Source organism: Mycolicibacterium sichuanense (genome assembly GCF_033741125.1).
Taxonomy (GTDB): domain Bacteria; phylum Actinomycetota; class Actinomycetes; order Mycobacteriales; family Mycobacteriaceae; genus Mycobacterium.
Genome location: NZ_JAWQPU010000016.1, coordinates 38,991 through 58,583, shown reverse-complemented (window position 1 = coordinate 58,583; position 19,593 = coordinate 38,991). Strand labels below are relative to the sequence as shown.

The window sequence follows — 19,593 nt, the reverse complement described above, 5'->3', positions numbered from 1 at the left end:
TCCCTAATGCCAATCTTCTTCGAGGGGTCTTCGTCGAGGGGATTGTCATGCGTTGGATACCTCAACGGTACCTTGCCGAACCGCTATTCCCGACTCCTGTCGTCGGCCCATCGTGAAGACGTCTGCTCCGCCAGGCCCGTGAGCTGGCGGGCGGCGTCGTCGATGGCGAGCTGAACCGACCCCGCGTAGTCGCTGATCGAGTGGGCGGCGGCGATGCCCGCGCCGTGCAGCGCGGCCTCGTCGAGGGTGATCTGACCGGCGAGCACCAGCACCGGGGTGTCGCGGGCTCCCGATGCGAGGGCACTGACCACCTTGCCGTGCAGCGACTGGTCGTCGAACCGGCCCTCGCCCGTGATGATCAGGTCGGCGCCGGCGACGTCGTTGGCCAGCCCGGTGTGCTCGGCGATCACCGCCGCCCCAGATTCGCGGCGCCCACCCAGCGCAAGCAGCGCCGCGCCAAGTCCTCCGGCAGCGCCCGCGCCCGCCTCGGCGCGTACGTCCCGGCCGGTGGCGGCCTCGAGGTCGGCCGCCCAGCCGGTGAGCCGCCCCTCGAGCTCGTCGACGGTGGCCGGGTCGGCGCCCTTCTGCGGCCCGAACACCGCAGCAGCGCCGCGCGGGCCGAGCAGCGGGTGCTCGACGTCGGTCGCGGCGATCAGCTCGACGGTGCCGAGCCGGGCGACGGCGGTCGGCAAACCGCCGAGCGCGTCGATCATGCCGCGGCCACCATCGGTGCAGGCACTCCCACCCAGTCCGACGACGATCCGGGTGGCACCCGCGCCGAGCGCCGCGTCGATCAACTGCCCGACTCCCCTGCTGTGCGCCTCGACCGCGGTCTGCCGGGTGGGCGGGCCGCCGAGCAGGGCCAACCCACACGCCTGCGCGCACTCCACGTAGGCGGTGCCCGACGCCTCGTCCAGCACCCAATGTGCGGTCACGTCATCGGTCAGGGGCCCACTGACCTCGGCCGACTGCCGACCACCAAGGCGGCTGGCCAGGACCTCGACGAAACCGGGGCCGCCGTCGGACTGCGGGGCGAGTGTCAACCGATCGTCGGGTCTGCCGCGTTGCCACCCGGTGGCGATGGCCTGCGCCGCCTCGACGGCGGTGAGGCTGTCGCCGTAGCAGTCGGGCGCGATCAGCACCTGCAGCGCGGGGACCATTGCCGAAGGGTATGTCCGCGTCGCCGGAGGTGCATGTCGGGCGGCGCGGCGGCGGAAGTAATCTGGCGGTCGTGAATCTGCTGGGTCGCAAGAAGGACAATCCCCCACCCGAGGAGGGCGAGGGCGCTTCCGTCGGCGATGCGTCCAACGACGATCAGCAGGCGACGCCGCGGGTCACCGCACCAAAGGGCAGGCCGACCCCCAAGCGCAACCAGACCCGCACCCGCGGACCGGTCGCGCCAGCGCCGATGACGGCCGCGGAGGCGCGCAAGCGCAGGAAGGCGACCAAGCAGTCGCAGACCAAGGAGGAGCGCAAGGCCGACAAACTGGTCCGGCGCGCCGAGATGGCCGAACGCCGCGAGAAGATGATGGCGGGCAACGACGCCTATCTTCTCCCCCGCGACAAGGGACCGGTGCGCCGCTACGTCCGCGACCTCGTCGACTCGCGCCGCAACGTGCTCGGTCTGTTCATGCCCGCGGCGCTGGCCCTGGTGTTCGTGATGTTGTCGCTGCCGTCGGTCCAGATTCAGTACTACGTGCAGTTCGTCATGCTGGCACTGGTGGTGATCATGGTCGGCGACGGCTTGCTGATCGGACGACGGGTCAACAAGGCCGTCGACGCCAAGTTCCCCGACAACACCGAAAGTGGTTGGAAGCTGGGCTTCTACGCCGCCAGCCGGGCCTCACAGCTGCGTCGCATGCGGGCTCCGCGCCCTCAGGTGGAGCGCGGCACCAAGGTCGACTGAGCGGGTGCGCGTCCTCGCGCTCGGCGGCATCCGGTCCGGCAAGTCGCAATGGGCCGAGACCACGATCACCGCGGCCGCCGGGCCAGATGGCGCGGTGCGCTATCTCGCCACCGGTGCCACTTCGACCGATCCCGACTGGTCGGCCAGGGTGGCGGCCCACCGCCACCGCCGGCCACCGCACTGGTCTACGGTCGAAAGTCCGGACGTGGCAGGGCAATTGCGCTCCGTTGACGACGTCCCCACCCTGGTCGACGACGTCGGCGGCTGGCTGGTCGCGGCGATGGACCGCCGAAACGCCTGGACCGGCGCTCCGGACCTGGGTGACGACGTCGACGGACTGCTCGACGCGATCGAATCGTTCCGCGGGCCGCTTGCGCTGGTCAGCCCCGAGGTCGGACTCACGGTGGTGCCCGCGACGGAATCCGGCCGACGGTTCACCGACGCCCTCGGTTCGCTGAATCAGCGGCTCGCTGCGGTGTGCGACCGCGTCGTCCTGGTGATCGCCGGGCAGCCTCTGACCATCAAGGAGACCTCGTGACCGACGAGCAGCCGATTCCCGACGTCCCGCCCCTCGACGCCGGGGCCGAGGCCGCCGCGCGAGCTCGCCAGGGCCGGCTGACCAAGCCGCCCGGTGCGCTCGGTCGCCTCGAGGACCTGTCCATCTGGGTGGCCGCCTGCCAGGGCACCTGCCCGCCAAGGCAATTCGAGCGTCCGCGGATCGTCGTGTTCGCCGGTGACCACGGCGTCACCGCGGCCGGAGTGTCCGCCTTCCCGGCCGAGGTCACCGCCCAGATGGTGGCGAACTTCGATGCGGGGGGCGCGGCGATCAACGTCTTGGCCGAACTCGCCGGGGCGTCGGTGCGGGTAGTGGACGTCGCGGTCGATGCCGACGAGCCGCTGTCCCCGGCGATCGGTGCGCACAAGGTGCGGCGCGGCAGCGGCAACATCGCCGTCGAGGACGCGCTGAGCGTCGAGGAGGTGACGGCCGCCGTCGCGGCGGGTCGGGCGATCGCCGACGAAGAGGTCGACGGCGGTGCCGATCTCCTGATCGCCGGTGACATGGGTATCGGAAACACCACGGCGGCAACGACGTTGATCGCCGCGCTGACGTCATCGGAACCCGTTGCCGTGGTGGGCCGCGGCACCGGAGTGGACGACGCCGGCTGGGCCCGCAAGACCGCGGCGATCCGCGACGCGCTCTACCGCGCGCGCGACGTGTCCGCCGATCCCGTCGGGCTGCTGCGGGTCTGCGGCGGCGCCGATCTGGCGGCCATGGCCGGCTTCCTGGCCCAAGCTGCGGTACGGCGCACGCCGGCGCTACTGGACGGCGTCGTCGTGACGGCGGCGGCACTGGTCGCGGCTCGCCTGGCTCCCGGCGCGTCGGCCTGGTGGCAGGCTGGGCACCGGTCGACCGAACCCGCGCACACGCTGGCGCTGCAGCATCTGCGACTGGACCCGATCGTCGAGCTCGGCATGCGCCTGGGTGAGGGCAGCGGCGCCGCGGTCGCCCTGCCCGTGCTGCGCGCAGCAGTCGCCACGCTGGCGTCGATGGCCACCTTCGACGAGGCGAACGTGTCCGACAACGCGTCGTGATCGGTTCACTGGCCTCGGCCTTCGCATTCGCCACCGTGCTGCCGGTGCGGACCGGGCATCCGTTCGGCCGCGGTGCGCTGGCGGCGCTGCCGGTGGTCGGCGTGGCTCTCGGCGGGGTGGCCGCCGCCGCGGCGTGGCTGGCGGCCCAGGCGTTCGGCGCCGGCAATCCGCTGACGGGTGTGCTCGTGGTCGCGATGCTGCTGCTGGCCACCCGTGGCCTGCACGTCGACGGCTTCGCCGACACGGTGGACGGGCTCGGCTGCTACGGACCGCCGGAGCGGGCACTGGCGGTGATGCGCGACGGGTCGGCCGGCCCCTTCGGCGTCGCCGCGATCGTCGTGACGGTCGTGGTGCAGGGCCTGGCGTTCTCGATGCTGCAGCCGCTCGCCATCGTCGTCGCGGTGGCGGCCGGCCGGGTGGCGGTGCTGCTCGCCTGCCGGCGCTCGGTGCCCGCGGCGACGGGTAGCACGCTGGGTGCGCTGGTCGCGGGCACCCAGCCGTGGTGGGTGGTGGGCGCCTGGACGATCGCGCTGGCTGCCGCCGCCACCGTGGTGACCTCGCGACCGTGGCAGGGACCGCTCGCGGTGGCGGTGGCCCTGCTGGCGACGGCGGCCCTGGTGGCACACTGCGTGCGGCGGTTCGGCGGCATCACCGGCGACGTCCTCGGCGCCTGCGTCGAGGTGACCACGACACTGGTGGCGCTCGGGCTGGCGGTCCGCTAACCAGAACGTCGTAAGTTGAACAGTTGTAGAACTGTTTGACGGTTTGAGTACGACTGGGCACACTGAGCGCACGTCCGAGATTCGCTGATCTCGATCGCCACCGCCTGGGGGTGGGCCCCAGTCATCTTTGGGATCCATCGCCGATTCCGTCATCGAGAAGGAGGGTCGTCATGACCGCAATCCCCTCGTCGCAGACGATCCACCTGTCCGATCTGCTGGGCCGCCCCGTCGTGGCCCGCTCGGGTGACACCGTCGGCCGCGTGGAGGACGTCATCGTGAGCCTGCGCGGGGCCCGGGAGTACCCACCCGTCACCGGCCTGGTGGTCGGAATCGGCGGGCGCCGGGTATACGTGTCGTCGCGTCAGATCACCGACCTGACCCAGGAACACGTCCATCTGTCGAAGAACAAGGTCGATCTGCGCGAATTCGAACGCCGCGACGGCGAGGTGCTGCTGCGCGCCGACGTTCTCGATCACCGGCTCATCGACGTGGCGGCCGCAGAGTTGGTGCACGCCTACGACATAGAACTGGACGACACCGGGGCTGGCTGGGTGCTGGCCCGGCTGGACACCCGTCGTCCCGCTCGGTTGTTCGGGTTGATCAAGTCCGCCGGCGGCCACGCCAGCCGCGACTGGAAGGCCTTCGAACCACTCATCGGGCATCGCGGGAGCATCCTGGACCGCCGTGCTGGGGGTCGTGTGTCGACGCTGAAACCGGCGCAGATCGCCGATTTGCTGGAAGACGCCGACAAGGACGAGGGCGGAGAGATCCTCGATCGCATTCACGGCGACCCCGAGCTGGAAGCCGACGTCTTCGAAGAACTCGACCCCGACAAGGCCACCAAGATCCTCGACGACATGACCGACACCGAGGTCGCCGCGGTGCTTGCCAGGATGCGCGCCGACGACGCCGCCGACGCGATCGCCGACCTACGCCAGGCCCGGCGCCGTCGGGTACTGGACCTGCTGCCCGCAGGTCAGCGCACCAAGGTCATCACCCTGATGGGTTTCAACCCCAGCACTGCGGGCGGGCTGATGAGCGTGGACGTCGCGTCCTGCCCAGTGGATAGCACGGCGGGACAAGCTCTTTCGATAATCGCCAACGCTCGCTCGATGCAGCCCGAGGCATTGTTGAAGATGCATGCCCTCAACGACGCCGACGAACTGGTCGGGGTCGTCTCGATCATCCGCCTGCTGCAGTCCGACGCCGACACACCGGTCAAGGACTTGCTCGACCTGGACCCGGTTCGGGTCACCCCCGAAGCCGACCTGACCGACATCGCCCTCCTGATGGCCGACTACAACCTGGTCGCCATCCCCGTGGTCGACGACGGTGACCGGGTGGTCGGCGTGGTGACCTTCGACGACGTCCTCGAAGCGACCATCCCGGAGGATTGGCGACGTCGCGAACCGGCCCCACGTCCGATTCGCGACGTCGTCGGAACCCAGGACGAGCCGGGTCATGACTGAAGTCGACCCGACGTCGGGGGTCGAGAACCCCACCCCCTCCACGCGAGCATCGGCGGTGCTGGACAGCGCCCATCTCGGCGACATCGAGGGCGCGTTCGGCCGGGTGCGCATCGCAGAGACAGATCAGGGCCGCACGATGAAGACCCGCATCCTCACGATGCTGGCGATCGTGGGACCTGGGCTGATCGTCATGGTCGGCGACAACGACGCCGGCGGGGTGGCCACCTACGCCCAGGCGGGGCAGAACTACGGCTACAGCCTGCTGTGGGTGCTCCTCCTGCTGATTCCGGTGCTGATCGTGAACCAGGAGATGGTGGTTCGCCTCGGCGCGGTCACCGGCGTCGGCCATGCCCGGTTGATCAACGAGCGGTTCGGGCGCGGCTGGGGGTGGTTCAGCGTCGGCGACCTGTTCCTGCTGAACTTCCTGACGATCGTCACCGAGTTCATCGGCGTCTCGCTGGCCGCGGACTACTTCGGCATCTCGAAGTACGTCGTCGTACCCACCGCCGGTGTGGCGCTGGTCGCGATCATGGCCTCGGGAAGCTTCCGCCGTTGGGAGCGAGCGATGTTCGTGTTCATCGCCATCACCCTGCTGCAGATCCCGATGGTGTTGCTGTCGCATCCCCAGTGGGGCACCGCGGCCCGCGACTTCGTCGTTCCCGGCATCAAGGGCGGGCTGAGCTCGGATGCGGTGTTGCTGATCATCGCGATCGTCGGCACTACGGTCGCGCCGTGGCAGCTGTTCTTCCAGCAGTCCAACATCGTCGACAAGCGGATCACCCCGCGCTTCATCGGTTATGAACGCGCCGACACGACACTGGGAGCATTCGTCGTGGTGATCGGCGCGGCGGCGCTGGTGATGACCGCGGACTGGGCGGCTCGCTCCACCGGTAACGAGGGCAACTTCGTCGACGCCGGCAACATCGCCGAGCTGCTGTCCCGACACAGCGGCGCGCTGGGATGCATCTTCGCCATCGTGCTTCTCGACGCCTCCATCGTCGGCGCTGCCGCGGTCACGCTGTCCACCAGCTATGCCTTCGGCGACGTGTTCGGTCTCAAGCACTCCTTGCACCGCGGGTTCTCCGACGCCAAACCCTTCTATCTCTCCTACACCGCGATGGTTGCCGCCGCCGCCGGGATCGTGTTGATCCCCGGCGCGCCGCTGGGATTGATCACCACCGCGGTGCAAGCACTGGCCGGCCTGCTACTGCCCAGCGCAAGCGTGTTCCTGCTGCTGCTGTGCAATGACCGAGAGGTGCTGGGGCCCTGGGTGAATCGTCGCTGGCTCAACGTGGTGGCGGTGTTCATCGTCTCGGTCCTGCTGCTTCTCTCGGGCATCCTGATGGCCACCACCCTCTTCCCCGACCTCGACGTCGTGACGGTCACCGAGTACCTCGCGGCGGCCATCGTCGCTCTGATCGTCTTGGCAGTCGGCGTCCTTCGATGGCTGGCCCGCCGACGACCAGCCGGTCCCCCGCCCCCGCCGGTGGTGACGGGTCAGGACGTGATGCAGTGGCGGATGCCGCCGCTCGTGCTATTGGAACCCGTGACTTGGTCGACCGGAACCAAGCTCGGCATGCTCGCCCTGCGCGGGTACCTCGTCGTCGGCGCCGTCCTGCTGATCGTGAAGGCCGTTCAACTGAGTCGTGGATGACCCCTCGGCCACCGGACCAACGGTCCGACGACGATGTCAAACGGCTGCAAACTTGCTTCCAATAGTTATAGAACCGTTTGACTATTACCTCGAGCAAGGGTTTATATCGAGGTGAAGCCATCGATCCGACCGCGTCCTGCGGCGGTGGCCCGAGCCCAAGGAGCGAGTCATGACCATCGAACGCCGAAAGTCCTTCGCCGCGGCCGTGGCTGGCGGCGCCATCGTCACCGCGATCGCGATCGTCACCACCGCCACCCCGGCCGCACAGAAGGCGGTCGCGGGCGGCTCCGGCGCGTCGGCCACCACCACCTCGTTCGTCCAGCCGAGCGTGTCGGCGATGAAGCTGGCGTCGACCGTCGTCGAGACGCCGGTAGAGAGCAGCGACGCCGCACCGACCGCCCTGGCCACCTCGGTGGCGTCACCGACCATGAAGGCCACCGCGGCGGCGGGTTGCGTCAACAACGGGCAGTGCCCGTGACCGACTAGAGCCAGTCGTCGTGAAGGCGCAGGTAGGCTCGCTTGACCAGCTGCGCCGCCAACGCGTAAACCGTTGCGGCAAGGGCGATCCAAAGTAGGTAGCCCACCGGCAGCCCGACCAGTCCCAGCCGCGGCCCCAGCGGCATGAGGGGAATCGCGGCACCCACCACGGCGGCCCCCAGCGCGGCGAGCACGACCGGCCGCGACGGCCGCGCACCACGCCACGGCCAGGTGCGCACCCGCAGCACGAGCACGATGAGCAACTGGGTGAGCAACCCCTCGACGAACCATCCGGTGTGGAACAGTGCCACCCGGTCGGCCGCGTCGAACACCCACCAGAGCACCGCGAACGTCGCCAGGTCGAACAGCGAGCTCAGCGGACCGAACCACAGCATGAAGCGGACGAGGCCGCGCGGATTCCAGCGCCGGGGCGCACGCAGGTAGTCGTCCTCGGCACGGTCCCACGGCAGCGCGAGCTGTGCGACGTCGTAAAGCAGGTTCTGCACGATCAGCTGAATGGGCAGCATCGGCAGGAAGGGCAGGAACGCGGCGGCCACCATCACCGTGACGACGTTGCCGAAGTTCGAGCTGGCGGTGATCTTGACGTACTTCATGGTGTTCGACAGCGTGCGGCGACCCTCGACCACCCCTTGCGCCAGAACGTCCAGCCCGTCGTCCAGCAGGATCAGGTCGGCCGCCGCCTTGGCCGCATCGGTGGCGTCGTCGGCGGCGATGCCCGCATCCGCAATGCGCAGCGCAGGAACGTCGTTGACGCCGTCACCGAGGAAGCCGACGGTGTGCCTGCGCGCCCGCAGCGCCCCCACGATCCGGGCCTTGTGGGCGGGCGTCAACCGCGCGAAGACGGTGGCCGCCTCGACGAGGTCGCCGAGCGCGAGGTCGCCCACGGCGTCCAGGTCACGGCCCAGCACCGGGACGCCCGGCGCCAACCCCACCCCCTCGGCCACCGTGCGCGCGACGTCCTCACCGTCGCCGGTCAGGATCTTCACCGTGACGCCGTGGCCGGCCAGCGTCCCGATGGCCGCGGCGGCACCATCGCGGATGGGGTCGACGAACCCCAGTAACCCGACCAGGACCAGCCCGTGCTCGTCACGCTCGGTGTAGCGCTCCAGACGTGCGCTGCCGTCGCGGACCGCGACCGCCAACGTCCGCATGCCACGGGCCCCGCAGTCCCGCACCACCGCCATGGCCTCGGCCACTCCATCGTCATCGAGCTCGATCACGTTGCCGGCCAGTCGAATTCGATCACATCGTGAGATCACCTCGGCGGGGTCACCGTGAGTGATCATGATGTGCTCGTCGTGCTGCCTGCGCACGACCACGGTGGCCAGCCGCCTGGTGTGGTCGAAGCCGATCTCGTCGACCTTGTCGTAGACCGCCTCGGCGAGCAGCGCCATGCCCTGGCCGGCCAACCGTTCGGCGATGGCGTCGTCGAGGGCGTTGTGGGGGCGATCCTGCAGGGACACCGCGAGATGGGCGATCTCGCCGACGGATTCGTCGATGGCCCCGGCGGGATCCACGCCGTGCGCGTAGGCCACCCGATCCTCGGTGAGGGTGCCGGTCTTGTCGACGCACAGCACGTCCATCGCCCCGAGGTCCTGCATCGCCTCGAGCCGGTTGACGATCACCCGGTCACGCGCCAGCCTGGTGGCTCCACGGGCGAGGTTGGCGGTGACGATCACCGGCAGCATCTCCGGGGTCAAGCCGATCGCCACCGCCACCGCGAACAGCGCGGCCTGGTGCCAGTCCCCGTGCACCCAGCCGTTGACTGCGAAGACGATCGGCGCCATCACCAGCATGAAGCGAACCAGCACCAACCCGACCGTGCGCACCCCGCGGTCGAAGCTCGAATCGGGCCGAAGGCTCGCGACGGTGCGCGCCAGGGCATCGGCGCACGTGCCGGTGCCCGTCGCGACCACGAGCGCCGTGCCCGTTCCGGCGACCACGGTGGTTCCGGTGAAGCACAGCGATGCGGTGTCGAACCCGACGTCGCCCGGGGCGTCCCCAGCGCCTGCCATGGGCGGGCCCTTCGCCACGGGCCGGGATTCGCCACTGATTACGGCCTGGTCCACCAGCAGGCCGGCCGACGCGACGACCCGCAGATCGGCGGGGACGACGTCACCGCCGACCAGCACGACGACGTCGCCGGGCACCAGGTCCTCGACCGGGACCTCGCGGTCGGTGGCCGGCTGCCCGTCGCCGGCGCGGCGTCGCACGGTCACCGTCGTCGACACCCGCCGGCGCAGCGCGCGCACGGCACGGACCGCGCGCGTCTGCTGCCACAACCGAAGTGCCACCGCAGAGGTCACCACGACCGCGACGGTGACGGCACCGTCCCCGTCCCCGACGGCGACCAGGACCACCCCGAAGACGGCGAGCAGCGCGACGAACGGACTCCGCAGGGCGTCCCAGAAACGCCCAAGCACGCCGTCGTCGACGTAGCGGCCGGGCCGGTTCTCCCCGTATTGGACGACTCGCTCGGCGGCGTTCTGCTCGGTCAGACCGTGCGGCGAACTGCCCAGACGCTGGAAGGCGACGAACACCGGGGCGTAGGCGAGTTCGGCCACCAGCGACCCCTCATCCGACTCCTCCGGCCAGCGCGGGGCGGACGCGAGTGACGTCGTTGCCATGTCAGATCCTTGCCCGACGGAGACGAAGCGGTCAAACGGTTGTAAAAGTGTCCAACTTGCGGGAACCTATCTGGACATCGTCTGCGAAGGAGCGTCCGTGCCCGTCGGCCATGCACCCGAGGACGGGGTATCCGAACAGCTCATCCAGGATACTGCGGGGTTGTTCGCCATGCTGTCGGCGACGGTGCGCCTCCACCTGGTCTGGCTGCTGTCCCGTGGCGATCGCGACGTGGGCACCCTCGCCGAGGAGACCGGCCAATCCATGGCGACCGTCAGTCATCACCTGGGCAAGCTCAAGCTCGCGGGATACGTCAACGCCCGGCGCGACGGCCGTCGGCAGGTCTACTACGTCAGCGATCCGTTGGCACTCGAAGTCGTCCGCGTCGCGGTCGACGCGCACCTGGACGCGCCTAAGGCCACCCCGCGGCGCCGGACCGGACGGGCATCCGCCGGTTAGTCCAGTCGGGTCATCCAGTGGTGGGTATCGGCGAACGTGCCGCGCTGAATGCCGGTCAGCGTGTCGCGCAGCGCCATCGTGACCACCCCGGGCTCGCCATCGGCGATCGTGAACTCGCCGTCACCGGACTTGACGTGTGACACCGGGGTGATCACCGCGGCGGTGCCGCACGCGAACACCTCGGTGATCTCGCCAGCCGCGGCCTTCTTCTGCCACTCGTCGACGTCGATCTTGCGCTCCTCCACCGAGAAACCCGCGTCGGTTGCCAACTGCAGCAACGAGTCTCGGGTGATTCCGGGGAGCAGCGAACCGGACAACTCGGGGGTCACCAGCCGGGCCGTGCCACCGCTGCCGAAGACGAAGAACAGGTTCATGCCTCCCATCTCCTCGACGTAGCGCCGCTCCAGCGCGTCCAGCCAGACCACCTGGTCGCACCCGTGCTGGGCGGCCTCGGCCTGGGCCAGCAGGGACGCCGCGTAGTTGCCGCCGAACTTGGCCGCGCCGGTGCCACCCGGGCTGGCCCGCACGTACTCCGTGGACAACCACACCGACACCGGTTTGATGCCGCCCTTGAAGTACGCGCCAGCCGGCGAGGCGATCACCAGGTAGCGGTACTCGAGTGCCGGGCGCACGCCGAGGCCGGGCTCGGTGGCGAAGATGAACGGCCGCAGGTACAGCGACTGTTCGCCGCCCGCCGCGGGCACCCAGTCGGCGTCGACGGCGATCAGCTGCCGCAGCGACTCGAGGAACGCCTCGTCGGGCAGCTCGGGAATGGCCAGCCGCCGGGCCGAGGTGCGCAACCGGGCCGCATTGGCCTCGGGCCGGAAGGAGACGATGGAGCCGTCCACCCAGCGGTAGGCCTTCAGACCCTCGAAGACCTCCTGCGCGTAGTGCAGCACCACCGCCGACGGATCGAGTTCGATCGGGCCGTACGGGATGACCTTGGCGTCGTGCCAGCCGCGTCCCTCGGTGTAGTCGATCGACACCATGTGGTCGGTGTGGAAGCGACCGAAGCCAGGATTGGCCAGGATGCCGGCACGTACCTCGTCGCTTGCCGGGTTCGCAGAGCGGGCAAGCGTGAACTCGAGGGGGCCATCAGTCATGGGCCGATTGTATAACCCATGGCTATCGGGTTTTGGCCTCGACGAACGGGGGTGACACCACCTCGCACTCCAGGGCCCTGCCCCGGACGTCGACCGCGACGCGTTGGCCGTCGGCGATCCCGGCATCGGCGTCGATCAGCGCCAGCGCGATGCCGACTTTCAGTGTCGGAGAGAAGGTTCCCGACGTCGTGCGACCTACCGAACGCTCGCCGTCGAGCACCGTCATGTCCGCGCGCAGCACACCGCGGCCGACCGCCTTGAGCCCACGCAGCAACCGCCTGGGGCCGGCCTGCTTCTCGGCCAGCAGCGCCTCGCGGCCCCAGAAGGCCTCCTTCTTCCAGCCGATCGCCCAGCCGCACCGAGCCTGCAGCGGCGAGATGTCCAGTGACAGTTCGTGCCCGTGCAGGGGATAGCCCATCTCGGTGCGCAGCGTGTCGCGGGCGCCGAGCCCGGCGGGCTGACCCCCGGCCGCCGTCACGGCTTCGACGAGGGCGTCGAACACGACCGCCGCGCGATCCCAGACCGGCAGCAGCTCGTAGCCGTGTTCACCGGTGTAACCGGTGCGGCAGACGCGCACCGGCACGCCGGAGAACTCGGCGTCGGCATAACCCATGTAGTCCATGTCGGTCGGCAGGCCCAGCGCGCCGAGCACTTCGGCGGACTTGGGGCCCTGCACCGCGAGGACGGCGTAGGACCGGTGCTCGTCGGTGATCCTCAACCCGGCGGGCGCCTTGGCCTGCAGCGCCGCCACCACCGCAGCGGTGTTCGCGGCGTTGGGCACCAGGAAGATCTCGTCGTCGGAGACGTAGTAGGCGATGAGGTCGTCGATGACACCGCCAGAGTCGTTGCAGCACAACGTGTACTGCGCCTTGCCGGGGCCGATGCGACGCAGGTCGTTGGTCAGCGCGGAATTCACGTATGCCGCCGCGCCCGGTCCGGTGACCAGCGCCTTGCCCAGGTGGCTGACGTCGAACAGTCCGACTGCGCTGCGGGTCGCGTTGTGCTCGCCGACGGTGCCGCCGTAGGCGACCGGCATCGACCAGCCCCCGAACTCGGCGAAGCTCGCCTCCAACTCACGGTGGCGATCCTCCAGCGGGCCCTTCAACAGGTTCTCGGTCACGCCGAACCACACTAATGCCTGACCATTAGGGTGAAGTTCGTGAGCACCGCACCCGGCTACCAGTCCCCCACCGTCACCGTCGCCGCGACGCTGCCCAAGCGCCGCATCGGATCGGCGGTGTTGATCGTTCCCGTGGTCACGGGCGACGACGACCGGGCGACCGTGGTCGCCAACCCGTTCCTCGACGCGGAGGCGGTCGGCGAGATCGAGGTGGCGCTCGAGTCCCTCGGCGCCAAGGGCGGCAGCGACCAGACCACCCGGGTGCTGGCGCCGTCCCTTCCCGTGGCCAGCGTGCTGGCGGTCGGGCTCGGCAAGGCCCGCGACGAATGGCCCGGTGACGTCATCCGGCGGGCCTCCGGAGTGGCCGCGCGCGCGCTGAGTGGCACCGAGAACGTCGTGACCCTGCTGTCGGAGCTCGACCTCGACGGCGCAATCGAGGGACTGATCCTCGGCGCCTACCGCTTCAGCGAGTTCCGCAGCCCGAAGACCGCACCCAAGGACCCGCGGCTGACGAGCATCACCGCGCTGTCCACCGACCGGGGCGCCAAGGCCGCCGCCGTGCGCGCGACCAACGTCGCCACCGCGGTGGCGACGGCCCGCGATCTGGTCAACACCCCGCCCAGCCACCTCTTCCCCGATGAATTCGCCAAGCGCGCAAGGGCTCTCGGCGAAGCGGCGGGCCTGGAGGTCGAGGTGCTCGACGAGAAGGCGCTTGCCAAGGCCGGTTACGGCGGCATCGTCGGCGTCGGCCAGGGATCCTCGCGTCCCCCGCGGCTGGTGCGGCTGACCTACCGGGGCGCCAAGCGCAAGGGCAAGCGCGTCGCGCTGGTCGGCAAGGGCATCACGTTCGACACCGGCGGCATCTCGATCAAGCCGGCGGCCAACATGCACCAGATGACCTCCGACATGGGTGGCGCCGCCGCCGTCATCGCGACGGTGGTGCTTGCGGCCAAGCAGCAGCTGCCGATCGACGTGATCGCGACGGTGCCGATGGCCGAGAACATGCCGTCGTCGACCGCGCAGCGTCCCGGTGACGTGCTCACCCAGTACGGCGGCATCACCGTCGAGGTCCTCAACACCGACGCCGAGGGCCGGCTGATCCTGGCCGACGGGATCGTGCGGGCGTGCGAGGACGACCCCGACTACCTCATCGAGACCTCGACGCTGACCGGTGCGCAGACCGTCGCGCTCGGCGGCCGCACCCCGGGCGTGATGGGCAGCGACGAGTTCCGCGACCGGGTGGCGACGCTGTCGCAGGCCGTCGGCGAGAACGGCTGGGCCATGCCGCTGCCGGACGAGCTGAAGGACGACCTCAAGTCGACGGTCGCCGACCTCGCCAACGTCAGCGGGTCGCGCTACGCGGGCATGCTGGTGGCGGGCGTCTACCTGCGCGAGTTCGTCGCCGACGGGGTGCAGTGGGCCCACATCGACGTCGCCGGACCGGCCTACAACACCGGCGGTCCATGGGGTTACACGGGCAAGGGCGGCACCGGGGTGCCGACGCGCACGATGTTCGCCGTCCTCGAGGACATCGCCCAGAACGGCTGACTCGGCGAAGAGGACTCAGTCCGTGTCGAGCTCGCGGCGGCGGGCGCGGTCCCGCTCGATGCGCAGGCGCGCGTCATGGTCGCGCATGCGCTGGGGGTAGCCGGTCTTCTGAACGTCGTACACGGGGATGTTCAACCGGTCGCTGAGCTTGCGTGCCCCCTTCTCGCCGCCGGCGCGGCGCCTGGTCCATTCGCCGTCGGCGGCGACGAGGACGACGGTGACCTCGGTGACGGTGGTCTTCGGTTCGACGAATGCCTCGACGCCCTGATGCTCGGCGACCCACTGGCGCAGGTACTTCAGGTCGGCGCCGGGATCGGGCCCGGCCGCGCGCTTGGTCCCGCGAAGGCGAACCCTGTCGAACAATCCCAACGCGATCGAACTCCCTTCGGCTGCCTTCAATGGTGCCAGAGCAACCAGTCGGGCGGTCTACGGCGACCCAGGCGCGCGGACATGACAGGATGGGCAGTGAGCAATTTCGGCCCATCACGAGCGACCGTTCGAGGAGTCAACGCACATGGCCATCACCGTCCAGATGCCCGCACTCGGTGAGAGCGTCACCGAGGGGACCGTCACGCGATGGCTGAAACAAGAGGGTGACACCGTCGAGGTCGACGAGCCACTTCTCGAGGTCTCGACCGACAAGGTCGACACCGAGATCCCCTCACCCGCCGCGGGCGTCCTGACCAAGATCATCGCCAACGAGGACGACACCGTCGAGGTCGGCGGCGATCTGGGGACCATCGGCGAGGCCGGCGAGGGCGGTGGCGACAGCGCCCCGGCCGCCGACGAGAAGTCCGAGCCGGAGCCCGAGCCAGAACCCGAACCGGAGCCAGAACCAGAACCCGAGGCGAAGGACGAGCCCGCCGCGCCTGCAGCCAGTGCCGGTGGCGGTGGCGGTGGCGGCGGTGACGCCACCTCGGTCGTGATGCCCGAGCTGGGCGAGTCGGTCACCGAGGGCACCGTCACGCGCTGGCTGAAGAAGGTTGGCGACACCGTCGAGGTCGACGACCCGCTGGTCGAGGTCTCCACCGACAAGGTCGACACCGAGATTCCGTCTCCGGTCGCGGGCACGCTGCTGTCCATCACCGCCGAGGAGGACGACACCGTCGCCGTCGGCGGCGAGCTGGCCAAGGTCGGCAGTGCCGACGCCGCGCCGGCCAAGTCCGCACCAGCCCCCGAGCCGGAACCAGAGCCCGAGCCAGAACCCGAACCGGAGCCCGAGCCCGCACCGAAGGCGGCCGAGCCCGCACCGGAGAAGAAGCCCGAGCCCGAGCCCAAGCCGGAACCGAAGCCCGAGCCCAAGGCAGCACCGAAGGCCGAGTCCAACGGCGATGGCAGCCCATACGTCACGCCGCTGGTTCGCAAGCTCGCCTCGGAGAACGGCGTCGACCTGGCCTCGGTGAAGGGCACCGGCGTCGGCGGCCGCATCCGCAAGCAGGACGTCCTGGCCGCCGCCGAGGCCAAGAAGGCGCCCGCCCCGTCGGCTCCCGAGCCGGCCGCCGCAGCGGCACCGGCTACCAAGGCGCCGACGCCGGCACCTGCGTTGGCACACCTGCGTGGCACCACGCAGAAGGCCAACCGCATTCGCCAGATCACGGCCAAGAAGACGCGCGAGTCTCTGCAGACCACAGCGCAATTGACGCAGACCCACGAAGTCGACCTGACCAAGATCGTGGCGCTGCGGACCCGCGCGAAGGCCACCTTCGCCGAGCGCGAGGGTGTCAACCTCACGTTCCTCCCGTTCTTCGCCGTCGCCGTCATCGACGCGCTCAAGGCGCATCCGAACGTCAACGCCAGCTACGACGAGGACTCCAAGCAGATCACCTACTACGACGCCGAGCACCTCGGCTTCGCGGTCGACACCGAGCAGGGCCTGCTCTCCCCGGTGGTCCACAACGCGGGTGACCTGTCACTGGGCGGGCTGGCGAGGGCGATCGCCGACATCGCGGCCCGCGCGCGGTCGGGCAACCTGAAGCCCGACGAGCTGTCCGGTGGCACGTTCACCATCACCAACATCGGCAGCCAGGGCGCGTTGTTCGACACGCCGATCCTGGTGCCGCCGCAGGCGGCGATGCTGGGCACGGGGGCAATCGTCAAGCGGCCGCGGGTCGTGGTCGACGAGAACGGCAACGAGTCGATCGGCGTGCGGTCGGTGTGCTACCTGCCGCTGACCTACGATCACCGCCTCATCGACGGTGCCGACGCCGGCCGCTTCCTGACGACGATCAAGCGACGCCTCGAAGAGGGAGCCTTCGAGGCCGATCTCGGACTCTAGATCGTGGCTCAGGCCGTCATCGCGATCGCGGGTTCCTCGGGGCTCATCGGTTCGGCGCTGACGACGGCACTGCGCGCAGCCGACCATCGGGTGCTGCGACTGGTCCGTCGCGCGCCGTCCAACGCCGACGAGGTCTTCTGGAACCCCGACACCGGCGAGCTCGACGCCAGAGCCCTGCGCGGGGTGGACGCAGCGGTCAACCTATGCGGGGTCGGCGTCGCGGACAAGCGGTGGTCCGGGGCGTTCAAGCAGAGTCTTCGCGACAGCCGGATCGGTCCGACCGAGGTGCTCTCACGGTGCGTCGTCGAGGCAGGGGTGCCGGTGCTGATCAACTCCAGCGCCGTCGGCTACTACGGCGACGCGCGCGATCGCGTCCTCGACGAATCGGCGCCGGCGGGCCGCGGCTTTCTCGCGACACTGTGCCAGGACTGGGAGGCGGCGACCGAAACCGCAAGGGGCGCAGGCGTTCGCGTGGTGCTGATGCGCACCGGGCTGGTCCTGTCGCCCCGCGGCGGGATGCTCGCCCGGCTCAAGCCGCTCTTCTCGTTCGGCCTCGGCGCCCGGCTTGGCGGCGGCCGGCAGTACATGCCGTGGATCAGCCTCGAGGACGAGGTGCGGGCGCTGCTGTTCGCGATCGGCGGCGACGAGCTGTCCGGCCCGGTGAACGGGACGGGTCCGGCGCCGGTGACCAACGCCGAGTTCACCGCCGCCCTCGGACGCGCCCTGCATCGACCGACCCCGCTGCAAGCCCCGGCGTTCGCGATCCGAGCCCTGCTCGGCGAGTTCGCCGACGAGGGACTGCTCGGCGGGCAGCGTGCGATCCCGGCGGCACTGGAACGCGCGGGGTTCGAGTTCCACCACAACACGATCGGTGAGGCGCTGAGTTACGTCACCGCACCCCAGGGCGCCTGACGCGCGTAACGTCGACGCCATGGCGGCACCTTCGGTTCGGTCGAGTGACACGGTGGTCGACGTACGGCGGCTGGGCTCGGTCGACTATCTCAGCGCCTGGCAGCTGCAGCGCGAACTGTTCGACGAACGCGTCGCGGGCGGTCGCGACACGCTTCTGCTGCTCGAGCATCCGGCGGTGTACACGGCGGGCAAGCGCACCGAACCCCACGAGCGCCCGGTCGACTCGGGTCCGGCGGCGACGCCGGTCGTCGACACCGATCGCGGGGGCAAGATCACCTGGCACGGACCCGGCCAACTGGTCGGGTACCCCATCATCGGACTGGCTCAGCCGCTGGACGTGGTGAAGTTCGTTCGCCGCCTGGAGGACTCGCTGATCGCGGTCTGCGCGAGCGTGGGTCTGCCCACCGGTCGCGTCGAGGGTCGGTCGGGCGTGTGGGTGCCCGCCGACGATCGCCGGCCGGCCCGAAAGATCGCGGCCATCGGCATCAGGGTGGCGCGCGCGACCACGCTGCACGGCTTCGCGCTCAACTGTGACTGTGATCTCTCGGCGTACTCGTCGATCGTGCCGTGCGGCATCTCCGACGCAGGTGTGACGTCTCTGACCGCAGAACTCGGCCGCCGCGTCACCGTCGACGAGGTTGCCGACACCGTCGGCCGAGCGGTCTGCGACGCCCTCGACGGCAGCCCGGCGCTAGCATTGACCGAGTGAGCATCGACGGCGGAACGCAGCAGCGCAGCGAGATCGCCGGCTTGCCGGTCTCCCCCAGCGGACGCAAGCTGTTGCGCCTGGAGGTCCGCAACGCCGAGACCCCGATCGAACGCAAGCCGCCGTGGATCAAGACCAAGCTCAAGATGGGCCCGGAGTACACCGAGCTCAAGAAGCTGGTCAAGCGCGAGGGTCTGCACACCGTCTGCGAAGAAGCGGGGTGTCCCAACATCTACGAATGCTGGGAGGACCGCGAGGCCACCTTCCTCATCGGCGGTGAGCAGTGCACCCGACGCTGTGACTTCTGTCAGATCGACACCGGCAAGCCGGCCGAGCTGGATCGCGACGAGCCCCGCCGCGTCGCCGAGAGCGTGCAGGCCATGGGCCTGCGTTACTCGACGGTCACCGGGGTGGCGCGCGACGACCTACCCGACGGTGGCGCCTGGCTCTACGCCGAGACGGTGCGCCAGATCAAGGCGCTCAACCCGAATACCGGTGTCGAGCTGCTGATCCCGGACTTCAACGCCATTCCCGAGCAGCTCGAGACGGTCTTCGAGACGCGCCCTGAGGTGCTGGCGCACAACGTGGAGACGGTACCCCGGATCTTCAAGCGCATCCGTCCCGCCTTCCGGTATGACCGCAGCCTCGCGGTGATCACCGCGGCGCGCGACTACGGGCTGGTGACCAAGAGCAACCTGATCCTCGGCATGGGCGAGACGCCCGAGGAGGTGCGGACCGCGCTGCGCGATCTGCGCGACGCGGGATGCGACATCATCACGATCACCCAGTACCTGCGTCCCTCGCTTCGCCACCATCCGGTGGAGCGGTGGGTCAAGCCCGAGGAGTTCGTCGAGCACGCCCGCTTCGCCGAGGAGCTCGGTTTTCCCGGAGTCCTGGCGGGCCCGCTGGTGCGGTCCTCCTATCGCGCGGGCAAGTTGTACGCCCAGGCGGCTCGACTGCGAACCAACCCGTCCTGATTTCACGCGCTGCCCACCCGTATCCT

General features: G+C 69.8%; 18 protein-coding genes. 13 read left to right on the top strand and 5 right to left on the bottom strand.

From position 1 onward, the window contains the following. Positions 1–83: 83 nt before the first annotated feature. Positions 84–1,160 carry a glycerate kinase family protein gene (locus SBI80_RS27430; RefSeq protein WP_318978254.1) on the bottom strand — a complete coding sequence of 359 codons (1,077 nt, stop codon included), beginning with the start codon at positions 1,158–1,160 and terminating at the stop codon, positions 84–86. Positions 1,161–1,231: 71 nt separating this feature from the next. Here SBI80_RS27430 and SBI80_RS27425 point away from each other — a divergent pair, with 71 nt between their 5' ends. From SBI80_RS27425 to SBI80_RS27395, 7 genes are all read left to right on the top strand, one after another. Continuing rightward, entirely contained in the window at positions 1,232–1,906 is a 675-nt protein-coding gene (locus SBI80_RS27425) for a DUF3043 domain-containing protein (protein ID WP_318978253.1), read from the top strand. 4 nt (positions 1,907–1,910) lie between these two features. Continuing rightward, the gene (locus SBI80_RS27420) at positions 1,911–2,444 is read left to right on the top strand and encodes a bifunctional adenosylcobinamide kinase/adenosylcobinamide-phosphate guanylyltransferase (protein WP_318978252.1); all 534 of its coding nucleotides are present in this window, start codon (positions 1,911–1,913) and stop codon (positions 2,442–2,444) included. Beyond that, positions 2,441–3,499 carry a nicotinate-nucleotide--dimethylbenzimidazole phosphoribosyltransferase gene (cobT, locus tag SBI80_RS27415; protein WP_318978251.1) on the top strand — a complete coding sequence of 353 codons (1,059 nt, stop codon included), beginning with the start codon at positions 2,441–2,443 and terminating at the stop codon, positions 3,497–3,499. Before SBI80_RS27420 ends, cobT begins: the two co-directional genes overlap by 4 nt. After that, on the top strand, positions 3,496–4,221 hold the full coding sequence (locus SBI80_RS27410; protein ID WP_318978250.1) for an adenosylcobinamide-GDP ribazoletransferase: 726 nt from the start codon (positions 3,496–3,498) through the stop codon (positions 4,219–4,221). The genes cobT and SBI80_RS27410 overlap by 4 nt, the downstream gene beginning before the upstream one ends. A 170-nt stretch (positions 4,222–4,391) precedes the next feature. Further along, positions 4,392–5,690 (top strand): magnesium transporter MgtE N-terminal domain-containing protein, encoded by a 1,299-nt coding sequence (locus SBI80_RS27405; RefSeq protein ID WP_318978248.1) that lies wholly within the window; start codon positions 4,392–4,394, stop codon positions 5,688–5,690. Then, on the top strand, positions 5,683–7,344 hold the full coding sequence (locus SBI80_RS27400) for an NRAMP family divalent metal transporter (RefSeq protein WP_318978246.1): 1,662 nt from the start codon (positions 5,683–5,685) through the stop codon (positions 7,342–7,344). The genes SBI80_RS27405 and SBI80_RS27400 overlap by 8 nt, the downstream gene beginning before the upstream one ends. Before the next feature lie 169 nt (positions 7,345–7,513). After that, positions 7,514–7,822, top strand: a complete 309-nt coding sequence (locus tag SBI80_RS27395; RefSeq protein WP_318978245.1) for a hypothetical protein — start codon at positions 7,514–7,516, stop codon at positions 7,820–7,822. A gap of 4 nt (positions 7,823–7,826) precedes the next feature. On the opposite strand, the gene mgtA is transcribed toward SBI80_RS27395, so the two are convergent. Beyond that, positions 7,827–10,469 carry a magnesium-translocating P-type ATPase gene (mgtA, locus tag SBI80_RS27390; RefSeq protein ID WP_318978244.1) on the bottom strand — a complete coding sequence of 881 codons (2,643 nt, stop codon included), beginning with the start codon at positions 10,467–10,469 and terminating at the stop codon, positions 7,827–7,829. A gap of 97 nt (positions 10,470–10,566) precedes the next feature. Between mgtA and SBI80_RS27385 the strand changes: the two genes are divergently transcribed. Further along, entirely contained in the window at positions 10,567–10,926 is a 360-nt protein-coding gene (locus tag SBI80_RS27385; RefSeq protein WP_318978242.1) for an ArsR/SmtB family transcription factor, read from the top strand. On the opposite strand, the gene SBI80_RS27380 is transcribed toward SBI80_RS27385, so the two are convergent. Next, positions 10,923–12,029, bottom strand: a complete 1,107-nt coding sequence (locus tag SBI80_RS27380) for a branched-chain amino acid aminotransferase (RefSeq protein WP_318978240.1) — start codon at positions 12,027–12,029, stop codon at positions 10,923–10,925. The two genes, SBI80_RS27385 and SBI80_RS27380, sit on opposite strands and share 4 nt — an antisense overlap. A 22-nt stretch (positions 12,030–12,051) precedes the next feature. After that, a complete protein-coding gene (gene gcvT / locus SBI80_RS27375) occupies positions 12,052–13,161 on the bottom strand; it encodes a glycine cleavage system aminomethyltransferase GcvT (RefSeq protein ID WP_413232827.1) in 1,110 nt (369 codons plus the stop codon). Between the two features lie 27 nt (positions 13,162–13,188). On the opposite strand from gcvT, the gene SBI80_RS27370 reads away from it, so the two are divergent. Then, entirely contained in the window at positions 13,189–14,697 is a 1,509-nt protein-coding gene (locus SBI80_RS27370; protein ID WP_318978237.1) for a leucyl aminopeptidase, read from the top strand. A gap of 15 nt (positions 14,698–14,712) precedes the next feature. On the opposite strand, the gene SBI80_RS27365 is transcribed toward SBI80_RS27370, so the two are convergent. Then, on the bottom strand, positions 14,713–15,066 hold the full coding sequence (locus SBI80_RS27365; RefSeq protein ID WP_318978269.1) for an oxidoreductase: 354 nt from the start codon (positions 15,064–15,066) through the stop codon (positions 14,713–14,715). 145 nt (positions 15,067–15,211) lie between these two features. Between SBI80_RS27365 and sucB the strand changes: the two genes are divergently transcribed. Genes sucB through lipA form a run of 4 tightly spaced genes read left to right on the top strand, consistent with a single transcriptional unit; the run spans position 15,212 to position 19,567 of the window. Next, the gene (gene sucB, locus SBI80_RS27360) at positions 15,212–16,972 is read left to right on the top strand and encodes a 2-oxoglutarate dehydrogenase, E2 component, dihydrolipoamide succinyltransferase (RefSeq protein ID WP_318978236.1); all 1,761 of its coding nucleotides are present in this window, start codon (positions 15,212–15,214) and stop codon (positions 16,970–16,972) included. A 3-nt stretch (positions 16,973–16,975) separates the two neighbouring features. Next, positions 16,976–17,884: a TIGR01777 family oxidoreductase gene (locus SBI80_RS27355; RefSeq protein WP_318978234.1), complete on the top strand. Its 909-nt coding sequence runs from the start codon at positions 16,976–16,978 to the stop codon at positions 17,882–17,884. Between the two features lie 19 nt (positions 17,885–17,903). Beyond that, on the top strand, positions 17,904–18,593 hold the full coding sequence (gene lipB / locus SBI80_RS27350) for a lipoyl(octanoyl) transferase LipB (RefSeq protein WP_318978232.1): 690 nt from the start codon (positions 17,904–17,906) through the stop codon (positions 18,591–18,593). A gap of 41 nt (positions 18,594–18,634) precedes the next feature. Further along, positions 18,635–19,567: a lipoyl synthase gene (gene lipA / locus SBI80_RS27345; protein ID WP_318978267.1), complete on the top strand. Its 933-nt coding sequence runs from the start codon at positions 18,635–18,637 to the stop codon at positions 19,565–19,567. Positions 19,568–19,593 lie beyond the last annotated feature (26 nt).

Coding starts and splice junctions, on each gene's coding strand:
- SBI80_RS27430 (WP_318978254.1), bottom strand. CDS start 1,160: ATGGTCCCCGCGCTGCAGGTGCTGATCGCGCCCGACTGCTACGGCGAC.
- SBI80_RS27405 (WP_318978248.1), top strand. CDS start 4,392: ATGACCGCAATCCCCTCGTCGCAGACGATCCACCTGTCCGATCTGCTG.
- SBI80_RS27400 (WP_318978246.1), top strand. CDS start 5,683: ATGACTGAAGTCGACCCGACGTCGGGGGTCGAGAACCCCACCCCCTCC.
- SBI80_RS27395 (WP_318978245.1), top strand. CDS start 7,514: ATGACCATCGAACGCCGAAAGTCCTTCGCCGCGGCCGTGGCTGGCGGC.
- mgtA (WP_318978244.1), bottom strand. CDS start 10,469: ATGGCAACGACGTCACTCGCGTCCGCCCCGCGCTGGCCGGAGGAGTCG.
- SBI80_RS27380 (WP_318978240.1), bottom strand. CDS start 12,029: ATGACTGATGGCCCCCTCGAGTTCACGCTTGCCCGCTCTGCGAACCCG.
- sucB (WP_318978236.1), top strand. CDS start 15,212: ATGGCCATCACCGTCCAGATGCCCGCACTCGGTGAGAGCGTCACCGAG.
- lipB (WP_318978232.1), top strand. CDS start 17,904: ATGGCGGCACCTTCGGTTCGGTCGAGTGACACGGTGGTCGACGTACGG.